This window comes from Acidovorax sp. SUPP950, assembly GCF_030158935.1.
In the GTDB taxonomy this organism is placed as follows: domain Bacteria; phylum Pseudomonadota; class Gammaproteobacteria; order Burkholderiales; family Burkholderiaceae_C; genus Paracidovorax.
The window spans coordinates 1,872,326-1,889,253 of record NZ_BQXE01000001.1 but is presented as its reverse complement, the minus strand read 5'-3'; the positions used below and the strand labels follow the sequence as shown (position 1 = coordinate 1,889,253).

General features: G+C 70.0%; 17 protein-coding genes. 9 read left to right on the top strand and 8 right to left on the bottom strand.

What is annotated here, in order from left to right:
• Positions 1 to 78 precede the first annotated feature (78 nt).
• Positions 79 to 1,638, top strand: coding sequence for a PglL family O-oligosaccharyltransferase (locus AVME950_RS08705; protein WP_272567242.1), 1,560 nt, complete (start codon positions 79 to 81; stop codon positions 1,636 to 1,638).
• A 15-nt stretch (positions 1,639 to 1,653) separates the two neighbouring features.
• On the opposite strand, the gene AVME950_RS08700 is transcribed toward AVME950_RS08705, so the two are convergent.
• Complete coding sequence (locus tag AVME950_RS08700) at positions 1,654 to 2,238, bottom strand: YqiA/YcfP family alpha/beta fold hydrolase (protein WP_284429462.1); 585 nt, start codon at positions 2,236 to 2,238, stop codon at positions 1,654 to 1,656.
• A gap of 110 nt (positions 2,239 to 2,348) precedes the next feature.
• Here AVME950_RS08700 and rodA point away from each other — a divergent pair, with 110 nt between their 5' ends.
• A complete protein-coding gene (gene rodA, locus AVME950_RS08695) occupies positions 2,349 to 3,512 on the top strand; it encodes a rod shape-determining protein RodA (protein WP_272567244.1) in 1,164 nt (387 codons plus the stop codon).
• 42 nt (positions 3,513 to 3,554) lie between these two features.
• Here rodA and AVME950_RS08690 read toward each other — a convergent pair whose 3' ends face one another.
• The 6 genes from AVME950_RS08690 to AVME950_RS08665 all read right to left on the bottom strand — a co-directional run bounded on the left by AVME950_RS08690 (position 3,555) and on the right by AVME950_RS08665 (position 9,450).
• A complete protein-coding gene (locus tag AVME950_RS08690; protein WP_284393073.1) occupies positions 3,555 to 4,865 on the bottom strand; it encodes an MFS transporter in 1,311 nt (436 codons plus the stop codon).
• 69 nt (positions 4,866 to 4,934) lie between these two features.
• Entirely contained in the window at positions 4,935 to 5,615 is a 681-nt protein-coding gene (locus AVME950_RS08685; RefSeq protein WP_284429461.1) for a DUF4286 family protein, read from the bottom strand.
• A gap of 128 nt (positions 5,616 to 5,743) precedes the next feature.
• Entirely contained in the window at positions 5,744 to 6,676 is a 933-nt protein-coding gene (locus AVME950_RS08680) for a LysR family transcriptional regulator (protein WP_284405289.1), read from the bottom strand.
• Between the two features lie 28 nt (positions 6,677 to 6,704).
• Positions 6,705 to 8,072: an amidase gene (locus tag AVME950_RS08675; RefSeq protein ID WP_284429460.1), complete on the bottom strand. Its 1,368-nt coding sequence runs from the start codon at positions 8,070 to 8,072 to the stop codon at positions 6,705 to 6,707.
• Positions 8,069 to 8,749 (bottom strand): DUF2848 domain-containing protein, encoded by a 681-nt coding sequence (locus AVME950_RS08670; RefSeq protein ID WP_284429459.1) that lies wholly within the window; start codon positions 8,747 to 8,749, stop codon positions 8,069 to 8,071. Before AVME950_RS08670 ends, AVME950_RS08675 begins: the two co-directional genes overlap by 4 nt.
• A gap of 26 nt (positions 8,750 to 8,775) precedes the next feature.
• Entirely contained in the window at positions 8,776 to 9,450 is a 675-nt protein-coding gene (locus tag AVME950_RS08665) for a GntR family transcriptional regulator (protein WP_284429458.1), read from the bottom strand.
• Positions 9,451 to 9,610: 160 nt separating this feature from the next.
• Here AVME950_RS08665 and tldD point away from each other — a divergent pair, with 160 nt between their 5' ends.
• The 4 genes from tldD (at position 9,611) to AVME950_RS08645 (ending at position 13,456) form a co-directional block, all read left to right on the top strand.
• Positions 9,611 to 11,071 (top strand): metalloprotease TldD, encoded by a 1,461-nt coding sequence (gene tldD, locus AVME950_RS08660; protein WP_284405293.1) that lies wholly within the window; start codon positions 9,611 to 9,613, stop codon positions 11,069 to 11,071.
• A 40-nt stretch (positions 11,072 to 11,111) separates the two neighbouring features.
• Complete coding sequence (locus AVME950_RS08655; RefSeq protein WP_284429457.1) at positions 11,112 to 11,657, top strand: hypothetical protein; 546 nt, start codon at positions 11,112 to 11,114, stop codon at positions 11,655 to 11,657.
• Positions 11,658 to 11,915: 258 nt separating this feature from the next.
• Positions 11,916 to 13,037, top strand: coding sequence for a 3-deoxy-7-phosphoheptulonate synthase (locus AVME950_RS08650; RefSeq protein WP_284429456.1), 1,122 nt, complete (start codon positions 11,916 to 11,918; stop codon positions 13,035 to 13,037).
• A gap of 107 nt (positions 13,038 to 13,144) precedes the next feature.
• Positions 13,145 to 13,456 (top strand): hypothetical protein, encoded by a 312-nt coding sequence (locus AVME950_RS08645; protein ID WP_284393083.1) that lies wholly within the window; start codon positions 13,145 to 13,147, stop codon positions 13,454 to 13,456.
• A gap of 97 nt (positions 13,457 to 13,553) precedes the next feature.
• Here the strand turns inward: AVME950_RS08645 and mpl are convergent, their stop codons facing one another.
• Positions 13,554 to 14,963 (bottom strand): UDP-N-acetylmuramate:L-alanyl-gamma-D-glutamyl-meso-diaminopimelate ligase, encoded by a 1,410-nt coding sequence (mpl, locus tag AVME950_RS08640; protein WP_284429455.1) that lies wholly within the window; start codon positions 14,961 to 14,963, stop codon positions 13,554 to 13,556.
• Positions 14,964 to 15,151: 188 nt separating this feature from the next.
• Between mpl and AVME950_RS08635 the strand changes: the two genes are divergently transcribed.
• From AVME950_RS08635 to accB, 3 genes are all read left to right on the top strand, one after another.
• Positions 15,152 to 15,748: a hypothetical protein gene (locus tag AVME950_RS08635; protein ID WP_284429454.1), complete on the top strand. Its 597-nt coding sequence runs from the start codon at positions 15,152 to 15,154 to the stop codon at positions 15,746 to 15,748.
• A gap of 32 nt (positions 15,749 to 15,780) precedes the next feature.
• Positions 15,781 to 16,365, top strand: coding sequence for a TlpA disulfide reductase family protein (locus tag AVME950_RS08630; RefSeq protein WP_284429453.1), 585 nt, complete (start codon positions 15,781 to 15,783; stop codon positions 16,363 to 16,365).
• 108 nt (positions 16,366 to 16,473) lie between these two features.
• Complete coding sequence (accB, locus tag AVME950_RS08625; RefSeq protein ID WP_272567273.1) at positions 16,474 to 16,923, top strand: acetyl-CoA carboxylase biotin carboxyl carrier protein; 450 nt, start codon at positions 16,474 to 16,476, stop codon at positions 16,921 to 16,923.
• The last annotated feature ends 5 nt before the right edge of the window (positions 16,924 to 16,928 follow it).

Here is a 16,928-nt window from a genome sequence, read left to right as displayed (position 1 = left end):
GGATTGTCCCATGGGCGCCCGAGGGGCCGAACGGGCGGCCCTGCCTATGATCGGCCCTTTGCCTTGGCCAACCGCCCCATGCCTTTGTTCAACGCTTTCGCCGCCGCGCTGGCCACCGTGGCCGTGGCGCTGCCGTTCCTGTTCGCGCACACCCAGGCGCCGCTGTCCAATTTCTGGCCGCTGATGGTGTCGGGGGCGTGCGCCCTCGTGCTGGCGGGCCTGGCGATCGGCGCGGCCCGGGTGCCGCCGGCCCGGGGAGGGCTGCGCCGCGGGGCCGCCTGGGTGCTGGCGGGCGGGCTGGTGCTGGCCGCGGTACTGGCCTCGGGGGTCGGGCTGGTGCAGTTTTTCTGGGGCGACGTGGGCGCGGCGCCGTGGATCTACCCCTCCACGCCGGGGCTGGCGCTGGGCAATCTGCGCCAGCGCAACCAGCAGGCCTCGCTGCTGGGCATGGGCGCCTGGGCCCTGGCCTGGATGGTGGGCCGCCTGCAGGCCGCGCTGCCCGGCACCCGCCAGCCGTGGCGGCCCGTGGCCGCGGGCGTGCTGGCCGCCTGGGCGCTGATGCTCATCAGCACGGCGGATGCGGCCACCGCCTCGCGCACCGGCATCCTCGAATGGGGCGTGATGCTCGGGCTGCTGGTGCTCTGGCGCCGCTCCCTGGGCGGCCTGCCCCTGGCCTTCGCCGCCACGGGGGGGCTGCTGTACGCGCTGGCGGCCTGGGCGCTGCCCTGGATGCTGGAGCGCTGGGCGGGCGTGTCGATGGACGGGCTGTTCCAGCGGCTCGCGGACGAGGGCCAAGGCTGCGTCAGCCGCACCGTGCTGTGGTCCAACATGCTTCACCTGATCGCGCAAAAGCCCTGGACCGGCTGGGGCTGGGGCGAGATGGCCTATGCCCACTACAGCACGCTGTTCCCGGGCGAGCGCTTTTGCGTGCTGCTGGACAACGCCCACAACCTGCCGCTGCACCTGGCCGTCGAGCTGGGCTTGCCCGTGGCGGGCGGGCTGTGCCTGCTGGCGCTGTGGGGCGTGTGGCGCCTGGCCCCCTGGCGCGAGACCGATCCGGTGCGGCAGCTGGCCTGGGGCGTGCTGGCCATCGTGGGCGTGCACAGCCTGCTGGAATTTCCGCTGTGGTACGGCCCGTTCCAGCTGGCCACGGGGTTCGCGTTGCTGCTGCTCGTGCGCCCGGCGCGGCCCTGGCGGCCCGGCCCGGCCTGGATCGCCGCCGCCGCGCTGGCCGGGGGTGCTGCGTTGGCCTTCGGGGGGCTGCTGGTGCGCGACTACGAACGGGTGAGCCAGCTCTACCGCGCCGTGCCCGACCGCGACCCGGCCTACCGCGAAGACACCGCCCGCAAGGTGCTGGGCGATATCGCCTTCTTCCGCGGCACGGCCGATTTCGCCACCGTGACGACGACGCCCGTGACCGCGCAGAACGCGGCCGACGTCCACACCCGGGCCACGCGGCTGCTGCACTACTCGCCCGAGCCCCGTGTCATCGAGGCGGTGCTGGCCAGCGCGGCATTGCTCGGGCGCACGGACGAGGTGGATTTCCACACGGTGCGCTACCGCATCGCCTATCCGCAGGAGTACGCGCGCTGGGCGGCCAGCCACCCGGCCGCCGCAGCCTCCGCCCCGCTGCCTTGATGCCCTGACCGCCTCTCAGGCCAAGCCGCAGAACCGCGCCACCGTGCCGATGTGCGCGGGAAAGTCGCTCAAGGCATGGTCGCCGCCCTCCAGCAGGACCACCTGCGCGGCGGCATAGCGGCCCGCCATCTCGCGCCAGTCCAGCAGCTCGTCGCCCTTGGCGATGACGGCCAGCTCCGGGCCGGCCGGGGGCCGGCCCCGCATGTCCAGCGCGCGCAGCTCGGCGATGTATTCGGGGCGGAAGAAAAAGCGCTCGGCCGGGTCGTGCCATGCGGTCTGCTCACCGATGTAGCGTTCCAGGTCGCGCGCCGGGTCCACGGCGGGGTTCAGCAGCACGCTCGGGCAGCGGGCCTGCTGCGCCACCCAGCTCGCGTAGAACCCGCCGAGGGAGGAGCCCACCACCGCCATCGTCCCCTGCGGCCAGTCCGCGATGCCCTGCGCCACGAGGCCCATGGCCGCCCGGGGCGAGGGCGGCAACTGCGGGCACCAGAAATGCACGCCCGGATGGTGGGCGGCCACGTGCGCCGCCATCTGCCGGGCCTTGGCCGACTGGGGCGAGGAGCGAAAGCCGTGCAGGTAGAGCAGGTGGGTGGTGGGCATGGTGGGGCGCGCGGCGGCGTGGAGCGATGCAGGCAATGGTGCGGCAGTGCCGGGGGCCTTCGATTGTGCCGGGACGGCGGCGCCTTCGGCCGGCCGGATAATCGCGCCCCATGTCCGCCGTCTTCGACAAACCCTCCCTGCTGCAGCGCGTCCTGCCCTTGTTCCGTGGCTTCGACTGGCTGCTCATCCTGGTGCTGTTGATGCTGGCATCGACCGGGCTGGTGGCCATGTATTCCTCGGGCTACGACCACGGCACGCGCTTTTACGACCATGGCCGCAACATGCTGCTGGCCGCCGGCATCCTGTTCGTGGTGGCGCAGGTGCCGCCCCAGCGGCTGATGGCGATGGCCGTGCCGCTGTACACGGTGGGGGTGGCGCTGCTGGTGGCGGTGGCGCTGTTCGGCATCACCAAGAAGGGCGCGCAGCGCTGGATCAACCTGGGGCTGGTCATCCAGCCCAGCGAACTGCTCAAGATCGCCATGCCGCTCATGCTGGCCTGGTGGTTCCAGCGGCGCGAGGGCCAGTTGCGGCCGCTGGACTTCGTGGTGGCCGGCGCGCTGCTGGCGGTGCCGGTGGGGCTCATCATGAAGCAGCCCGACCTGGGCACCTCGCTGCTGGTGCTGGCGGCCGGGCTGTCGGTGATCTTCTTCGCCGGCCTGCCCTGGAAGCTGGTGCTGCCGCCCGTGCTGATCGGGGGCATCGGCATCGCCCTCATCGTGTGGTTCGAGCCCCAGCTGTGCGCCGACGGGGTGCGCTGGCCCGTGCTGCACGACTACCAGCAGCAGCGCATCTGCACCCTGCTGGACCCCACGCGCGATCCACTGGGCAAGGGCTTTCACATCATCCAGGGCATGATCGCCATCGGCTCGGGGGGCTTCTGGGGCAAGGGCTTCATGGCCGGCACGCAGACCCACCTGGAGTTCATTCCCGAGCGCACGACCGACTTCATCTTCGCCGCGTTCTCCGAGGAGTTCGGGCTGGCCGGCAACCTGTTCCTGATCGTGTGCTTCCTGATGCTGGTGTGGCGGGGCCTGGCCATCGCGGTCGGGGCCACCACACTGTTCTCGCGCCTGATGGCCGGCGCGGTGTCGATGATCTTCTTCACCTACGCCTTCGTGAACATGGGCATGGTGAGCGGCATCCTGCCCGTGGTGGGCGTGCCGCTGCCCTTCGTGAGCTACGGCGGCACCGCCATGGTCACGCTGGGGCTGGCGCTGGGCGTGCTGATGTCCATCGCACGGGCGCAGCGCATTCCGCTGAACGAGCGCACATGAAAAAGCCGGCCAGGCGGCCGGCTTCGTGAGGGGCCGGGCGGCTCAGGCCTGCAGCGGCTCGTGCGCGGTCTCGCGGGCGACCAGCAGGGCCACCAGCGTGAGGCCCAGCGCGGCCGTCACGTAGAGCGACACCGCCACGGTGGAGCCGTACGACTTGAACAGCGAGGCGATGATCAGCGGCGCGAAGCCGCCCCCCAGGATGCCCGCCAGCGTGTAGGCCAGCGAGGCGCCGGCATAGCGCACCCGGTTGGGAAACTGCTCGGTCACGAAGGCGGCCTGCGGGCCGTACATCATGGCGTGGATCAGCAGGCCGCCGACCACCGCCGCGCAGATGGCGAGCGGCTGCGCCCGGTCCATCAGCACGAAGAACACGAAGGCCCAGGCAATGCCCAGCAGCGCGCCGGCGATGTACACCGGGCGACGGCCGATGCGGTCCGACAGCGCGCCGAACCACGGCACGGCGAGGGCGTTGCACGCCGCGCCGATCATGGTGGCGGTGAGCGCCAGTGGGCGCGACAGGTGCAGCACCGTGGTCACGTAGGTCAGGGTGAACACCACGACCAGCGCGTACAGCACGTCCGAGCCGATGCGTGATCCGCCGGCCACCAGCAGGCGCCGCCAGTGCTGCGAGAACACCTCCTTGATGGGCGTCTTGGCCGTGGCCTGGTGGGCCTCCATTTCGCGGAACACCGGCGTCTCGTCGACGCCGCGGCGCAGCCACAGGCCGAACAGCACCAGCGCCACGCTGGAGACGAAGGGAATGCGCCAGCCCCAGGCCTGGAAGTCTTCGGGGCTCAGCCAGGCCGAGACCAGGGCGATGAAGCCGGTGCCGATCAGCGTGCCGCACGACGGGCCGACCTGCGTGAACGAGGCGTTGCGCCCGCGCTCGGTGGGCTTGCCGTGCTCCATCGACAGCAGCACTGCGCCGGCCCATTCGCCGCCGAGCGCCACGCCCTGCACGAAGCGCAGCGCCACCAGGGCGATGGGTGCCCAGATGCCCCAGGTGCCGTACGTAGGCAGCAGCCCCATCAGCCCGGTCGAGACGCCCATGATCACCAGCGTGGCCACCAGCACGAAGCGCCGGCCCAGCCGGTCGCCCAGGTGGCCGAACACCATGCCGCCCAGCGGCCGGGAGATGTAGCCCACGGCATAGGTGGAGAACGCGAGGATGGTGCCGGTGAGCGGGTCGAAGGACGGAAAGAAGATGGCGTTGAAGACCAGCGCCGCCATGATGTTGTAGACCGTGAAGTCGTACCACTCGAGCGTGGTGCCGACCGAGCTGGCCATGGCAAGTCGGCCCATCTTGGGGGCGGCGGGGGGAGCGTGGGCGACGCCCTGGGGAACTGCACGCATGGGAGGATCTCCGGTGAAAGGCGATGAAGGAAAAATCGGGGGCGCAGGGGCCGGGAGTGGCAGAGGGGATCAGGCCAGGTCGGCCCGCGTGAGCTTCCAGCCCAGCGTGTACTGGGCCGCCGCCACGGCATCGGCCTGCAGCAGCGCACCAGCGCGCGCCAGTGCCTCGCGGTGCGCGTCGGCATGGCCGGTTTCCACCACCATGAGCGGCTGCAGCACGCGGCCCTCGGTGCGCTCCGTGGGCAGGGGTGTGCTCAGTACCGGGTCCGGCACCAGCAGGTACGACTGCACGAAGCCGGGCACCTGCGCGAGCTGGGTGCCGGCCTGCACGGCGCGCGCCACCAGTGCGGCGCGGTCATCGGCCGGCGGCAGGGCCAGCACGCTCAGGTGGCTGCCGGAGCCGAAGCCGGTGACGGCCTCCACCGCGCACACGCGGCGCATCGGGTTCCGCATGCGGCCCAGGTTGGTGACCGACCAGGGCGTCTGCCGGCCGAACGCGGCGCGGTACGCATCGGACGTGAAGGCCGCGAGCGACTGCGTGCGGTACAAGCCCAGGTACTTGCGGCCACCCTGCCGTGAAACGTAGCGGGCACCGGAGAGAAAACCGTCGATGCGTACGCGCTCTTCGACATGCTCGCGGTCATACCACTGGTTGAAGTCCGCCTCGTCGGCGGCATCGACATCGGCGGCCACGAAGAGCATGCCGTGCACGGTGCCGGGGGCGGCGGAGGGAAGGTTCTGGGAAGCCATGGGCACTTGCGATTCCTTGCAAAAAGACCAGGGAATCATCGGCCGCGCATCGGCGTGCCACAAACGGGTTTTTTTGCCCTGCGGCCATCAGAATTACTTGTCGGGTCGGATGCTTTTTCTGCACCAAATCAGGGTTCACCCTCTGTGCCCGGCGTCCGGAATGGTGCGGACAGCGAGGCAGCGAAGCGCTCGGATTCGCTGCACGCCAGCTCGGCCGCGCGGCGGATGGCGGCCGAGCCGCTGGCGTCCAGATGGCTCACCACGATGCGCTGGGGCGGCAGGGGCGTGTCGCACGCGATCACGCGCAGGTCGCCGCGCTCGATCTCCTCGCGCACGGGCGGCAGCGGGATCAGTGCGTTGCCGAACCCCGACTGCACCAGCCTCACGATCGCCGCCATCGAACTCACGCAATGCACCTTGCCCACGGGCATGCTGGCCTGCCGGTACAGCTGCTTGAGCGCCTGGTGGGGCTGTGATCCCGGGCTCATGGTCAGCACCGGCTGCAGCAGCAGGTGGGCGATGCGGCCTTCGTCGGGCTGGGGCGCGGAGGCGCCGGCGCCCACCCAGCCCATGGCCATCGGCGGGCAGGCCATGTTGACGATCTCGGCGCTGGCCATGGGGTCGGTCTGCAGCGCGATGTCGATCGCGCCGATCTGCAGGCGCTCGTGCAGGGCGAGGGTGGTTTCCGAGGTCAGCTGCACTTCGATGCCCGGGTGCAGGCGCTGCAGCGTGCCCAGGAAGTCCACCAGCCAGGTGTGCACCACGCTCTCGATCGCGCCGATGCGCACCAGGCCGAGAAGCTCCTGCTGCGGGTGCCCGAGCGCGATCATCTCGCGCTGCAGTTCCAGCATGCGCTCGCCATAGTCCAGCAGCCGCAGGCCCACGGGCGTGAGCCGCAGGTCGCGCGGGTCGCGCTCGAACACGCGGGCGCCGATCTCTTCCTCCAGCGAGGCGATGCGGTTGGAGATGGCCGCCTGCGTCACGTGCAGCCGCTCGGCCGCGGCGCGGAAGCTCCCGAGCCGTGCGATCCAGAGAAAGGCTTCGACGAAGCGGGTGTTCATCGCGCGCAGGGCCCTGGCCGCAAGCGTTTCAGCCCGCGCGCAGGCAGGCTTCGATGGCGCGGCCCACCTGCAGCACGCGCGCATCGGCGCCGTGCACGCCACCCACGGACAGGCCCACGGGCAGTTCGCCGGGCGACTGGCAGGGAAGGGAGAGCGCGCAGCCATCCAGGAAATTGAGCACCGTCGTGTTGCGCAGCACCAGCCCGTTGGTGGCGAAGAATCGGGCATCGTCGCCGGTGAGGTCCGCCAGGCGCGGCGCGCGCACGGCCACGGTGGGCATCAGCCAAGCGTCGAGGTCGCGCAGGCGCTCCCGGGCGGTGGCTTGCAGGCGCATCCGCGCGTCCTGCAGGTCGATGTAGTCGGCCGCGGAAATCGCGGCGCCGCGGCGGGTGCGCTGGGCGACGCGGTGGTCGTACTGCGCCTCTTGGGCCGGGTCTTCCAGCCGCGCGCGGTGCACCTGCCAGGCCTCGGCGGCGATCAGCCCGCCCGCGGCGTTGAGCGAGGGCAGCTCGTGCAGTTCGGTGAAGCCGAAGCGCACGATGCGTGCGCCGGCGGCGGACAGGCGCTGGAGCGCGCCGTCGAAGGCGGCCGCCACCTCGGGCTCGACGCCGTCCATGACGAAGTCGTCCGTCACCCCCAGGCGCAGCCCGGCCAGCGGCGTGGCGCGGGTGTCGAGCGCCTCGCCGCTCAGGATGGCATCGACGAGGGCGCAGCAGTCCACGCTGCGGGCCAGCGGGCCGGCCGAGTCCAGGCTGCGCGACAGCGGGTATGCCCCGGCCAGCGGCACCCGGCGGGCGGTGGGCTTGAAGCCCGTGAGCCCGCAGAACGCGGACGGAATGCGGATCGAGCCGCCCGTGTCGGTGCCCAGTGCCACGGTGGCCAGGTCGAGCGCCACGGTGGCGGCGCCGCCGGAGGTGGAGCCCCCGGTGATGCGGCTCGGATCGTGCGGGTTGGCCGGCGTGCCGTAGTGGGGATTGAGCCCCAGGCCCGAGAAGGCGAACTCGCTCAGGTTGGTGCGACCGAGCAGCACTGCGCCCGCGGCGCGCAGGCGGGCCACCGCGACGGCGTCGGCCTGGGCGGGTGCCCCGGCCATCACGGCCGATCCGGCTCGGGTCACCTGGCCCTGCACGTCGAACAGGTCTTTGATGGAAACGGGCAGGCCCGCCAGCGGCGAGGGCACGTGCCCGCCCGCGCGGGCGGCGTCGCTGGCGCGGGCCGCCTGCAGCGCGGCCTCGGCTTCGACCTCGCCCACATAGGCGTGCCCGCCCGCCGCGCGGTGCGTGGCGATGCGCGCGAGCGCCGCCTCGACCAGCGCCACGCTGGTGGTGTCGCCCCGGGCCAGGGCCTCGGCCTGTTCGCGGACGGTGGGGTGGCGGGTGGTGGCGAGGGCATTCATCGGGCGATCTCCAGGGCTTGGGTGGCGTAGTGGTGGTGCAGGCTGCGGTTCAGAACGGGGTCGTGCAATTCCAGCTCGAAGGCCTCGCCCCAGCCGAGTTCGCCGATCACCGCATGGGTACCGCAGAACATGGCCGTGTGGGCCGACAGGCCGCCTGCCGCATTCCATTTTTGCATCAGCTCGGCGGGGGGCAGGAGGCGGGCCAGGGCGCCTTCCTGGTACAGCGCGCGCACGCCGTCGCGGGTGCGCCAGCAGCGGGTGACCAGCTGGTCCCAGTGGCCCTGTACCTCCGACAGTTTCCATAGGGTGCGGCCCACGGGCTTGGCGCACATTTGCTTGGACACCGTGACGTCGTAGGCCTCGACGGTGCGGTCCGTGTGGTCCGAGCCGATGCCCACGAGCACGCCGTGCGCCTCGCTGGCCAGCAGCACGCATTCCACCTCGCCGCTGGAGTCATGGCCCGGAACCTGCACCGCGCTGCCCGTGTCGAGCAGCTGGCTGGCCACGCGGTAGAAGGTGGGCACCGTGGAGGGCGGCTTGACGCCGATCGCGGCCAGTTCGGCGATGTGGTGGTCCACCGCCGCGCGGTCGCGGCCGGCCCAGCCGGCGATGACGAGGTGGCGGATGTCCAGGGTGACCGGCCCGTGGCCGGCGAGATCGAAGGTGTGCTGGGGCATGGTGGGAGGCGAAAAGGGCGGAAGGATCAAAGTGCGCGGGTGATCGCGCGGCGGAAATCGTCGATGTGGCGCTGCATCGCGGCGGCGGCGGCATCGGGGTCGTGGCGCTCGAGCGCGGCCAGGATGTCCTGGTGCTCGTCGTGGATGCGCACGCTGTGCCCGGCCTCCGAGAGCGTCAGGAACCAAAAGCGCGCCTGCTGTTCGTGCAGCCGGCGCAGCAGGTCGGCCAGGACGGTGTTGCGGGCGGCGGCCGAGATCGCGCTGTGAAAGCGCAGGTCCAGCGCCATCAGCGCAGGCACGTCGTGTGCGGCCAGGAGCGCCGGGGCCTCGCCCAGCAGGTGGCGCATGGCGGCCAGTTCAGCGGGCCGGACCCGCTCGGCCGCCAGGCGCACGCACAGGGTCTCGTTGCAGGCGCGCACCTCGATCATGTCCAGCACCTCGTCCAGCGACAGCGGCGCCACCACGATGCCCTTGCGCGGCAGGATGGTCACGAGTCCTTCCATCTCCAGCCGGTGCAGCGCCTGGTGGATGGGCGTGCGGCCCAGGCCGAGCAGCGTGCCCAGTGCGCCTTCGTTGATCTGCGCGCCGGGTGCCAGCTCGCAGGCAATGATGCGGCGCTTGATGTCGGCGTAGGCCTGCTCGCGCAACTGGGCGCCGCCGCCGGGTGCGGCAGGAAGGGAGGGCTGGGGCAGGACGGGCATCGGGGCGGGTGGGCGGGGTCGGTGAAACCGAATGATATATCAGTGAAATATCACAGAGTCTGCCTGGCCATGGCCGATTCGCGCCGGCATGGCCGCGCCGCCGGGTGGGATGCTCGCAAAGCGCCATGCCGGCGGGCACCAAGGCTTCTAGAATCCGCCCATGATCTCCCGCGAACCCACCATCGAACGCCTGTCCGTCGCCCGCCGCCTGCTCCTGGAGCCTTTCGGCCTCGACGAAACCCATCTGGCGCGCGCGCTCGCCGACATCCGGGCCCATCAGGTGGACGATGCCGACCTGTATTTCCAATACACGCGCAGCGAGGGCTGGAGCCTGGAAGAAGGCATCGTCAAGACCGGTTCGTTCAGCATCGACCAGGGCGTCGGGGTCCGGGCCGTGAGCGGCGAGAAGACGGCTTTCGCCTATTCCGACGACATCTCCGAGGCCTCCCTGCTCGATGCCGCCCGCACCGTCCGGGCGATTTCGGCGGCCTCGCAGGAAAAGCGGGCGAAGATCTCGCTCAAGAAGATCTCCGCCAGCCGCTCGCTCTATCCCGGCACCGATCCCATCGCTTCGCTGGACAGCACGGCCAAGGTGGCGCTGCTGGAAAAGGTGGAGCAGCAGGCCCGCGCCAAGGACCCGCGCGTGGCCCAGGTGATGGCGGGCCTGGCCAGCGAATACGACGTGGTCCTGGTGGCGCGCTCCGACGGCACGCTGGCCGCCGACGTGCGCCCGCTGGTGCGCCTGTCGGTCACCGTGATCGCCGAGCAGGCCGGCCGCCGCGAGGTGGGCTCGGCCGGCGGGGGCGGGCGCTTCGGTCTGGCCTATTTCGACGATGCGCAGATCACCCGGTACGTCGACGAGGCCGTGAACGCCGCCCTCGTCAATCTGGAGTCGCGCCCTGCGCCCGCGGGCGAGATGACCGTGGTGCTCGGCCCCGGGTGGCCAGGCGTGCTGCTGCACGAGGCCGTGGGCCACGGGCTGGAGGGCGATTTCAACCGCAAGGGCTCGAGCGCCTTCAGCGGCCGCATTGGCCAGCGCGTGGCGGCCAAGGGCGTGACGGTGCTGGACGACGGTACCCTGGCCGACCGCCGCGGCTCCCTCAACGTGGATGACGAAGGCCACGCCAGCCAGCGCAACGTGCTCATCGAGGACGGCATCCTCAAGGGCTACATCCAGGATTCGATGAACGCGCGCCTGTCGGGCGTGGCGCCCACCGGCAACGGCCGGCGCGAGAGCTACGCGCACATTCCCATGCCGCGCATGACCAACACCTACATGCTGGGCGGCGACAAGGACCCGGCGGAGATCGTCGCGAGCATGAAGCGCGGCCTCTACGCCACCAACTTCGGCGGCGGCCAGGTGGACATCACCAGCGGCAAGTTCGTGTTCTCGGCCAGCGAGGCGTATTGGGTCGAGAACGGCAAGATCCTGTACCCGGTCAAGGGCGCGACCATCGTCGGCAGCGGTCCGGAATCCCTCAAGAAGGTGACCCTCATCGGCAACGACATGGCGCTCGACAGCGGCGTGGGCACCTGCGGCAAGGAAGGCCAGAGCGTGCCGGTCGGCGTGGGGCAGCCCACGCTGCGCATCGACGGCCTGACGGTCGGCGGCACCGCATAAAGCCCCGGGCGGCGACGGACCTTCCAGGCGTGCACCCACCATGCCTGACCCGTCGTCCAGCCAGCTGCTGAACACCGCACAGTCGTTCGGCGATGTGAGCCGGCTGCTGCGCGAAGGCGTGGCCGACGAAGAATCCCGCCAGTTCCGCGATGCGCTGACGTCGCTGTCCGCGCTCATCGAAGATGCCGCGCACCTGCGCCGCGCCTGCGCCGATCCCTCCGCCATCTTCTGGAGCCTCGAGCACCTGAAGCGCGCCGCGCGCGAGCACCAGTTCTTTCTCACCGGGCTGGGCTCCGCCTGGCATGCGCTCTACGAACTGGGGGCCTACCAGCAGGCCCTGAAAGACCTGCGCGATGCCATCGAGATCTGGCACCAGGCACTGACCCGCCAAAGCCGCAGCGAGCCGGCCTGCTTCGATGCGTTCGAGCGCCTGGCCTGGCGCACCCTGGGCGAGGCAATGCTGGTCATCGACATGTACGAGCAGGGCGGGGCGATGCTCAGCGAGCCTTCTCCAGAGCCCGCCGCGGCCCGGCGGCGCCCGATGCTGGCGCGCCTGCGCCGCTGGTGGGCTGGGCGCGGGCGATGAAAGCGCGGCACCCCGCTTGTGGCAGCGCTGCAACGCGCCGGGGATGTTGCGGCGCAAAAATCGGTGTTACATTGCCACCGATGCAAGTGCGTAGCGCGTTTTATTTTTGGTTTTACTTCTCTGTCCCAGGCGGATGAGAGGTCAGCGCGCAACCACCCGAGCACCCCTCCTCTAGAAACCGCCGAAGCTGAAAAGCCCGGCGGTTTTTTGTTTTTCCGCTCCCCTTTTTTTTCCGATTCAACCCACGAGGACGCAACCATGACGGCCACTGCCAACCCCACCAGCGATGCCTGGTACCGCGACGTCGAGAAGACCAGCCAGACCGACGACGAACGTATCAAGGACATCACCGTGTTGCCCCCTCCAGAACATCTGATCCGCTTCTTCCCCATCCGGGGAACGGCGGTGGAATCCCTGATCACGCGCACGCGGCGCGGCATCCAGGACATCATGGCGGGCCGGGACGACCGGCTGCTGGTGGTGATCGGCCCCTGCTCCATTCACGACCCGGCCGCCGCGCTGGAATACGCGCGGCGCCTGAAGGCGGTGCGCGAGCAGTACGCCGACACGCTGGAGATCGTGATGCGTGTGTACTTCGAGAAGCCCCGCACCACGGTGGGCTGGAAGGGCCTGATCAACGATCCGTACCTGGACGAGAGCTACCGCATCGACGAAGGCCTGCGCATCGCGCGCCAGCTGCTCATCGACATCAACCGCATGGGCGTGCCGGCGGGCAGCGAGTTCCTGGACGTGATCTCGCCCCAGTACATCGGCGACCTCATCAGCTGGGGCGCCATCGGCGCGCGCACCACCGAAAGCCAGGTGCACCGCGAACTGGCCTCGGGCCTGTCGGCGCCCATCGGCTTCAAGAACGGCACGGACGGCAACATCCGCATCGCCACCGACGCGATCCAGTCCGCCAGCCGCGGCCACCACTTCCTGTCGGTGCACAAGAACGGGCAGGTGGCCATCGTCAACACGCAGGGCAATCCCGACTGCCACGTGATCCTGCGCGGCGGCAAAGCGCCCAACTACGACGCGGCCAGCGTCGCCGCGGCCTGCCAAGACCTGGAGGCCGCCAAGTTGCCCGCCACGCTGATGGTGGATTGCAGCCATGCCAACAGCAGCAAGCAGCACGAAAAGCAGCGCGACGTGGCGCGCGAGATCGGCGCGCAGATCGGGGGCGGCTCGCGCTGCGTGTTCGGCGTGATGATCGAGAGCCACCTGACCGCCGGTGCCCAGAAATTCACGCCGGGCAAGGACCAGCCGGGCGCCCTGGAGTACGGCAAGAGCATCACCGACGCCTGCCTGGGCTGGGACGATTCGCTGTCGGCGCTGGCCGACCTGTCGGCAGCCGTGGCCGCCCGCCGCGCCCGCTGAAAAACCAGGGGCCGGGGCAGCGGCGTGCGATGTAAGCTCGATGGCCCCGCCGCGGGCATTGGCTTGCGTGGCCGCCCTTGGCCCCACCTCAACCAGGAAAACAATCCATGCGCAGAGAAGTCTCGATCACCCTGGCGCCGGGCCAGGAATTCCGTTTCGACCTGGAAGGCTCGCAGCCTTTGAGCAATGAAGACGCCCGCCGCTGGCTGGACGAGGCGTTCATCAGCCTGGAGTGCGAGCCTCTGCGGGCCAGCGGCAAGGTGCTGCTGGCCGACAAGGTGCTCACGGTGGCACAGGCTGCCGGGGCCCCGCTGCTGGCCGACGCGCAATGGGGCCGGCAGTTCGCCGAAGCCGCCAGCGCCGCACTGGCCCGACCGATCGTGCGGGTGGATGTCCCGGCCATGGCCGTGACGTATTGAAGAGGAAACGGTGAGCGGCAGGGCTGCTCAGGGCCGCTCTCGCTGCGCCATCAGCCGAATTGGCCTCCAGCGCATATTCTTCTAGGGCATATCGCTATTATTTCGATAGCAAATCGATGAGCTTGCCATGGATGCCGCCGAAGCTGCCATTGCTCATGCACACGATGTGATCGCCCGGCCGGGCCGCCTGGGTGATCTGTCCGATCAGCGTGCCGATGTCCGCCGCCGTCCGGGCCTTGTCGCCCAGCGGCGCGAGCACCTGGGCCGCGTCCCAGTCCAGGCCGGCGGTGTGGCAGAACGCCAGGTCGGCCGGCTCCAGCGCCCAGGGCAGCTGCGATTTCATGGTGCCCAGCTTCATGGTGTTGCTGCGCGGCTCGAACGCCGCGAGGATGCGCGCCGCCGGGCCCACGCTGCGGCGCAGCCCGTCCAGCGTGGTGCGCAGGGCGGTCGGGTGGTGTGCGAAGTCGTCGTACACCGCAATGCCGCGCACGGTGCCGCGCAGTTCCATGCGCCGCTTCACGTTCTGGAACCGCGCGAGCGCACGGCCGGCCTCTGCCGGCGCCACGCCCACGTGGTGGGCGGCGGCGATGGCGGCCAGCGCATTCAACTGGTTGTGCACCCCGGTCAGCGCCCATTCCACGCGGGCCACGGTCCGGCCCTGGTGGAGCACATCGAAGGCGTGCGGCTCGCCTTGCGCCGTGAAGTCGCTCACCAGCGCGCCGAAGCTCGCCACCTCGCTCCAGCAGCCGGCATGCAGCACGCGGGCCAGGCTTTCCTCCAGCCCGTTGACCACCACGCGGCCCGACGGCGGCACGGTGCGCACCAGGTGGTGGAACTGCCGCTCGATGGCCGGCAGGTCGTCGAAGATGTCCGCGTGGTCGAATTCCAGGTTGTTCAGCACCGCGGTGCGGGGGCGGTAGTGCACGAACTTGCTGCGCTTGTCGAAGAACGCGGTGTCGTATTCGTCCGCCTCGATCACGAACACGGGCGCATCGCCCGCCACGCCCGGGCCGGCCACCGGACGGCGCGCGGCGCCCAGTCGGGCCGACACGCCGAAATCCAGCGGCACGCCGCCCACCAGGAAGCCGGGCTGCAGGCCCGCGCATTCCAGAACCCAGGCCAGCATCGACGTGGTGGTCGTCTTGCCGTGGGTGCCCGCCACGGCCAGCACGTGCCGGCCCTGCAGCACGTGCTCGGCAAGCCACTGGGGCCCGCTGGTGTAGGCGGCGCCGGCGTCGAGGATGGCCTCCATCAGGGGGAATTTCGGCGTGCCGTCGGGCAGGCGCGCCCGGCTGACCACGTTGCCGATCACGAACACATCGGGCGCCAGCGCCATCTGGTCCGCGCCGTAGCCTTCGATCAGTTCGATCCCCAAGGCGCGCAGCTGGTCGCTCATCGGGGGGTACACGCCGGCGTCGCAGCCGGTGACCTTGTGGCCCGCTTCGCGCGCCAGTGCCGCCAGGCCTCCCATGAACGTGCCGCAGATGCCCAGAATATGAATATGCATGGGCGCAGATTCTAAGGTTCCAGGGCTGCAGGGCCGCCCGCGCAGATCCCTCTTGCCTCGATTGCTACATTTTCAATAGCAAGGTCCACGATGGGGCGCACCATGCCCCTGCCGGATGCGGGCGTTTTCCCGGGCCGCCTTCTTGCATTGAGGCCACAATGGACCCTTCCCCCCACCCGATCGCCGCCATGCCAAACGCCCTCGCCACCGAGATCGCCAACGCCGCGGCCCGCATGGTCGTCGAAGAAGGCCTGGAATGGGGCCCGGCCAAACGCCGGGCCGTTCGCCAACTGGGCCTGCCCAGCCGCACACCGCTGCCCGACAACGATCTGGTCGAGGATGCCGTGCGTGAGTACATCGGCCTGTTCTGTGCCGACACCCAGCCCCAGGAATTGCTCGCGCTGCGGCAGCTGGCGCTGATCTGGATGGAGCGCATGCAGGCGTTTCGCCCGCACCTGGGCGGAGCGGTGTGGCATGGCACGGCGACCCGGCTGTCCGACATTTATCTGCAGTTGTTCTGCGACGACTGCAAATCTGCCGAGATCGCGCTGATCGACCACCATGTGGACTACGAGCCGCGCACCGTCACCGGCTTCCATGGCGAGTCGGTCGAGGCGTTGAGCCTCTCCAGCCATTCGCCGGTGCTGGGCGAGATGATCGGCGTGCACCTTTTGATCTATGACCTGGATGACCTGCGCGGCGCATTGCGCCCCGATGCGCGGGGCCGGGCACCGCGCGGAGACATTCGCGCCGTGCGCAAGCTGTTGGAAAGCCCTCCCGAATGAATGTGTCACCGCCCTCCGATACGGGCACCCCTATGTCCCCACCCGCCCCCCGCCCGGCCCCCGCGGCCGGGTCCGATGCTGCGCCCCAGGCTTCGCGTCGCAGGTTGATGGCGTATGCCGGCGTGGCCGCCGCCGCCGGGCTGGGCGGCGCAGGGCTGGCGTGGTGGCGGTTCCAGCCGCACGCGGTGCTGTCCGGCGCCGAAGCCGCCCTGTGGGCCCAGCAGTTCGAGGCGCCCTCGGGCGGCGCGCCCGTGGCGATGGCGCGTTTTCGCGGCAAGCCGCTCTTGGTGAACTTCTGGGCCACGTGGTGCCCGCCCTGCGTGGACGAGCTGCCGCTTTTGAATGCGTTCTACCGGGAACATGCCGCCAAAGGCTGGCAAGTCGTGGGCCTGGCGATCGACCAGCCATCGTCCGTGCGGCAGTTCCTGGGCCGCCTGCCGCTGGATTTCCCGGTGGGACTGGCGGGGCTTTCGGGCACCGAACTGGGCCGTTCGCTGGGCAATCTCACCGGAGGCCTGCCTTTCAGCGTGGTGATGGGCGCAGATGGCAACATCGTGCACCGTAAAATGGGCCAGGTCACCGCAGAAGACCTCACCCAATGGGCTTCCCTGGGATAGCGGTCTGCAATCCACCGCGAAGATCAATGAATTTGCGCCCAAATACCGGCCATAGGTCGAATTTGGGGTAAATTCGCGCCCTATTTTGTTTTTGGCGTTGGAGTTCCCATGGATTTGCGAAAACTCAAGACCTTGATCGACCTCGTGTCCGAGTCGAATGTGTCAGAACTCGAGATCACCGAGGCAGAAGGCAAGGTCCGCATCGTCAAGAGCGGCGGTGCGGTGGTCCAGCAATATGTGGCCGCACCCGCCCAGCAGGCCCCGGCCCCCGCGGCGGCGGCCGCAGCCCCCGTGGCCGAGTTGCCTGCACCGGCCGCCCCGACCGGCCACATCGTGAAATCGCCCATGGTGGGCACGTTCTACCGCGCTTCCAGCCCGGGCGCCAAGTCGTTCGTCGAGGTGGGCAGCCAGGTCAAGGAAGGCGAGACGATCTGCATCATCGAGGCCATGAAGATCCTCAACGAGATCGAGGCCGACAAGTCCGGCACCGTCACGCGCATCCTGGGGGAGAACGGCCAAGCGGTGGAATACGGGCAGCCCCTGTTCGTGATCGAATAAATTGC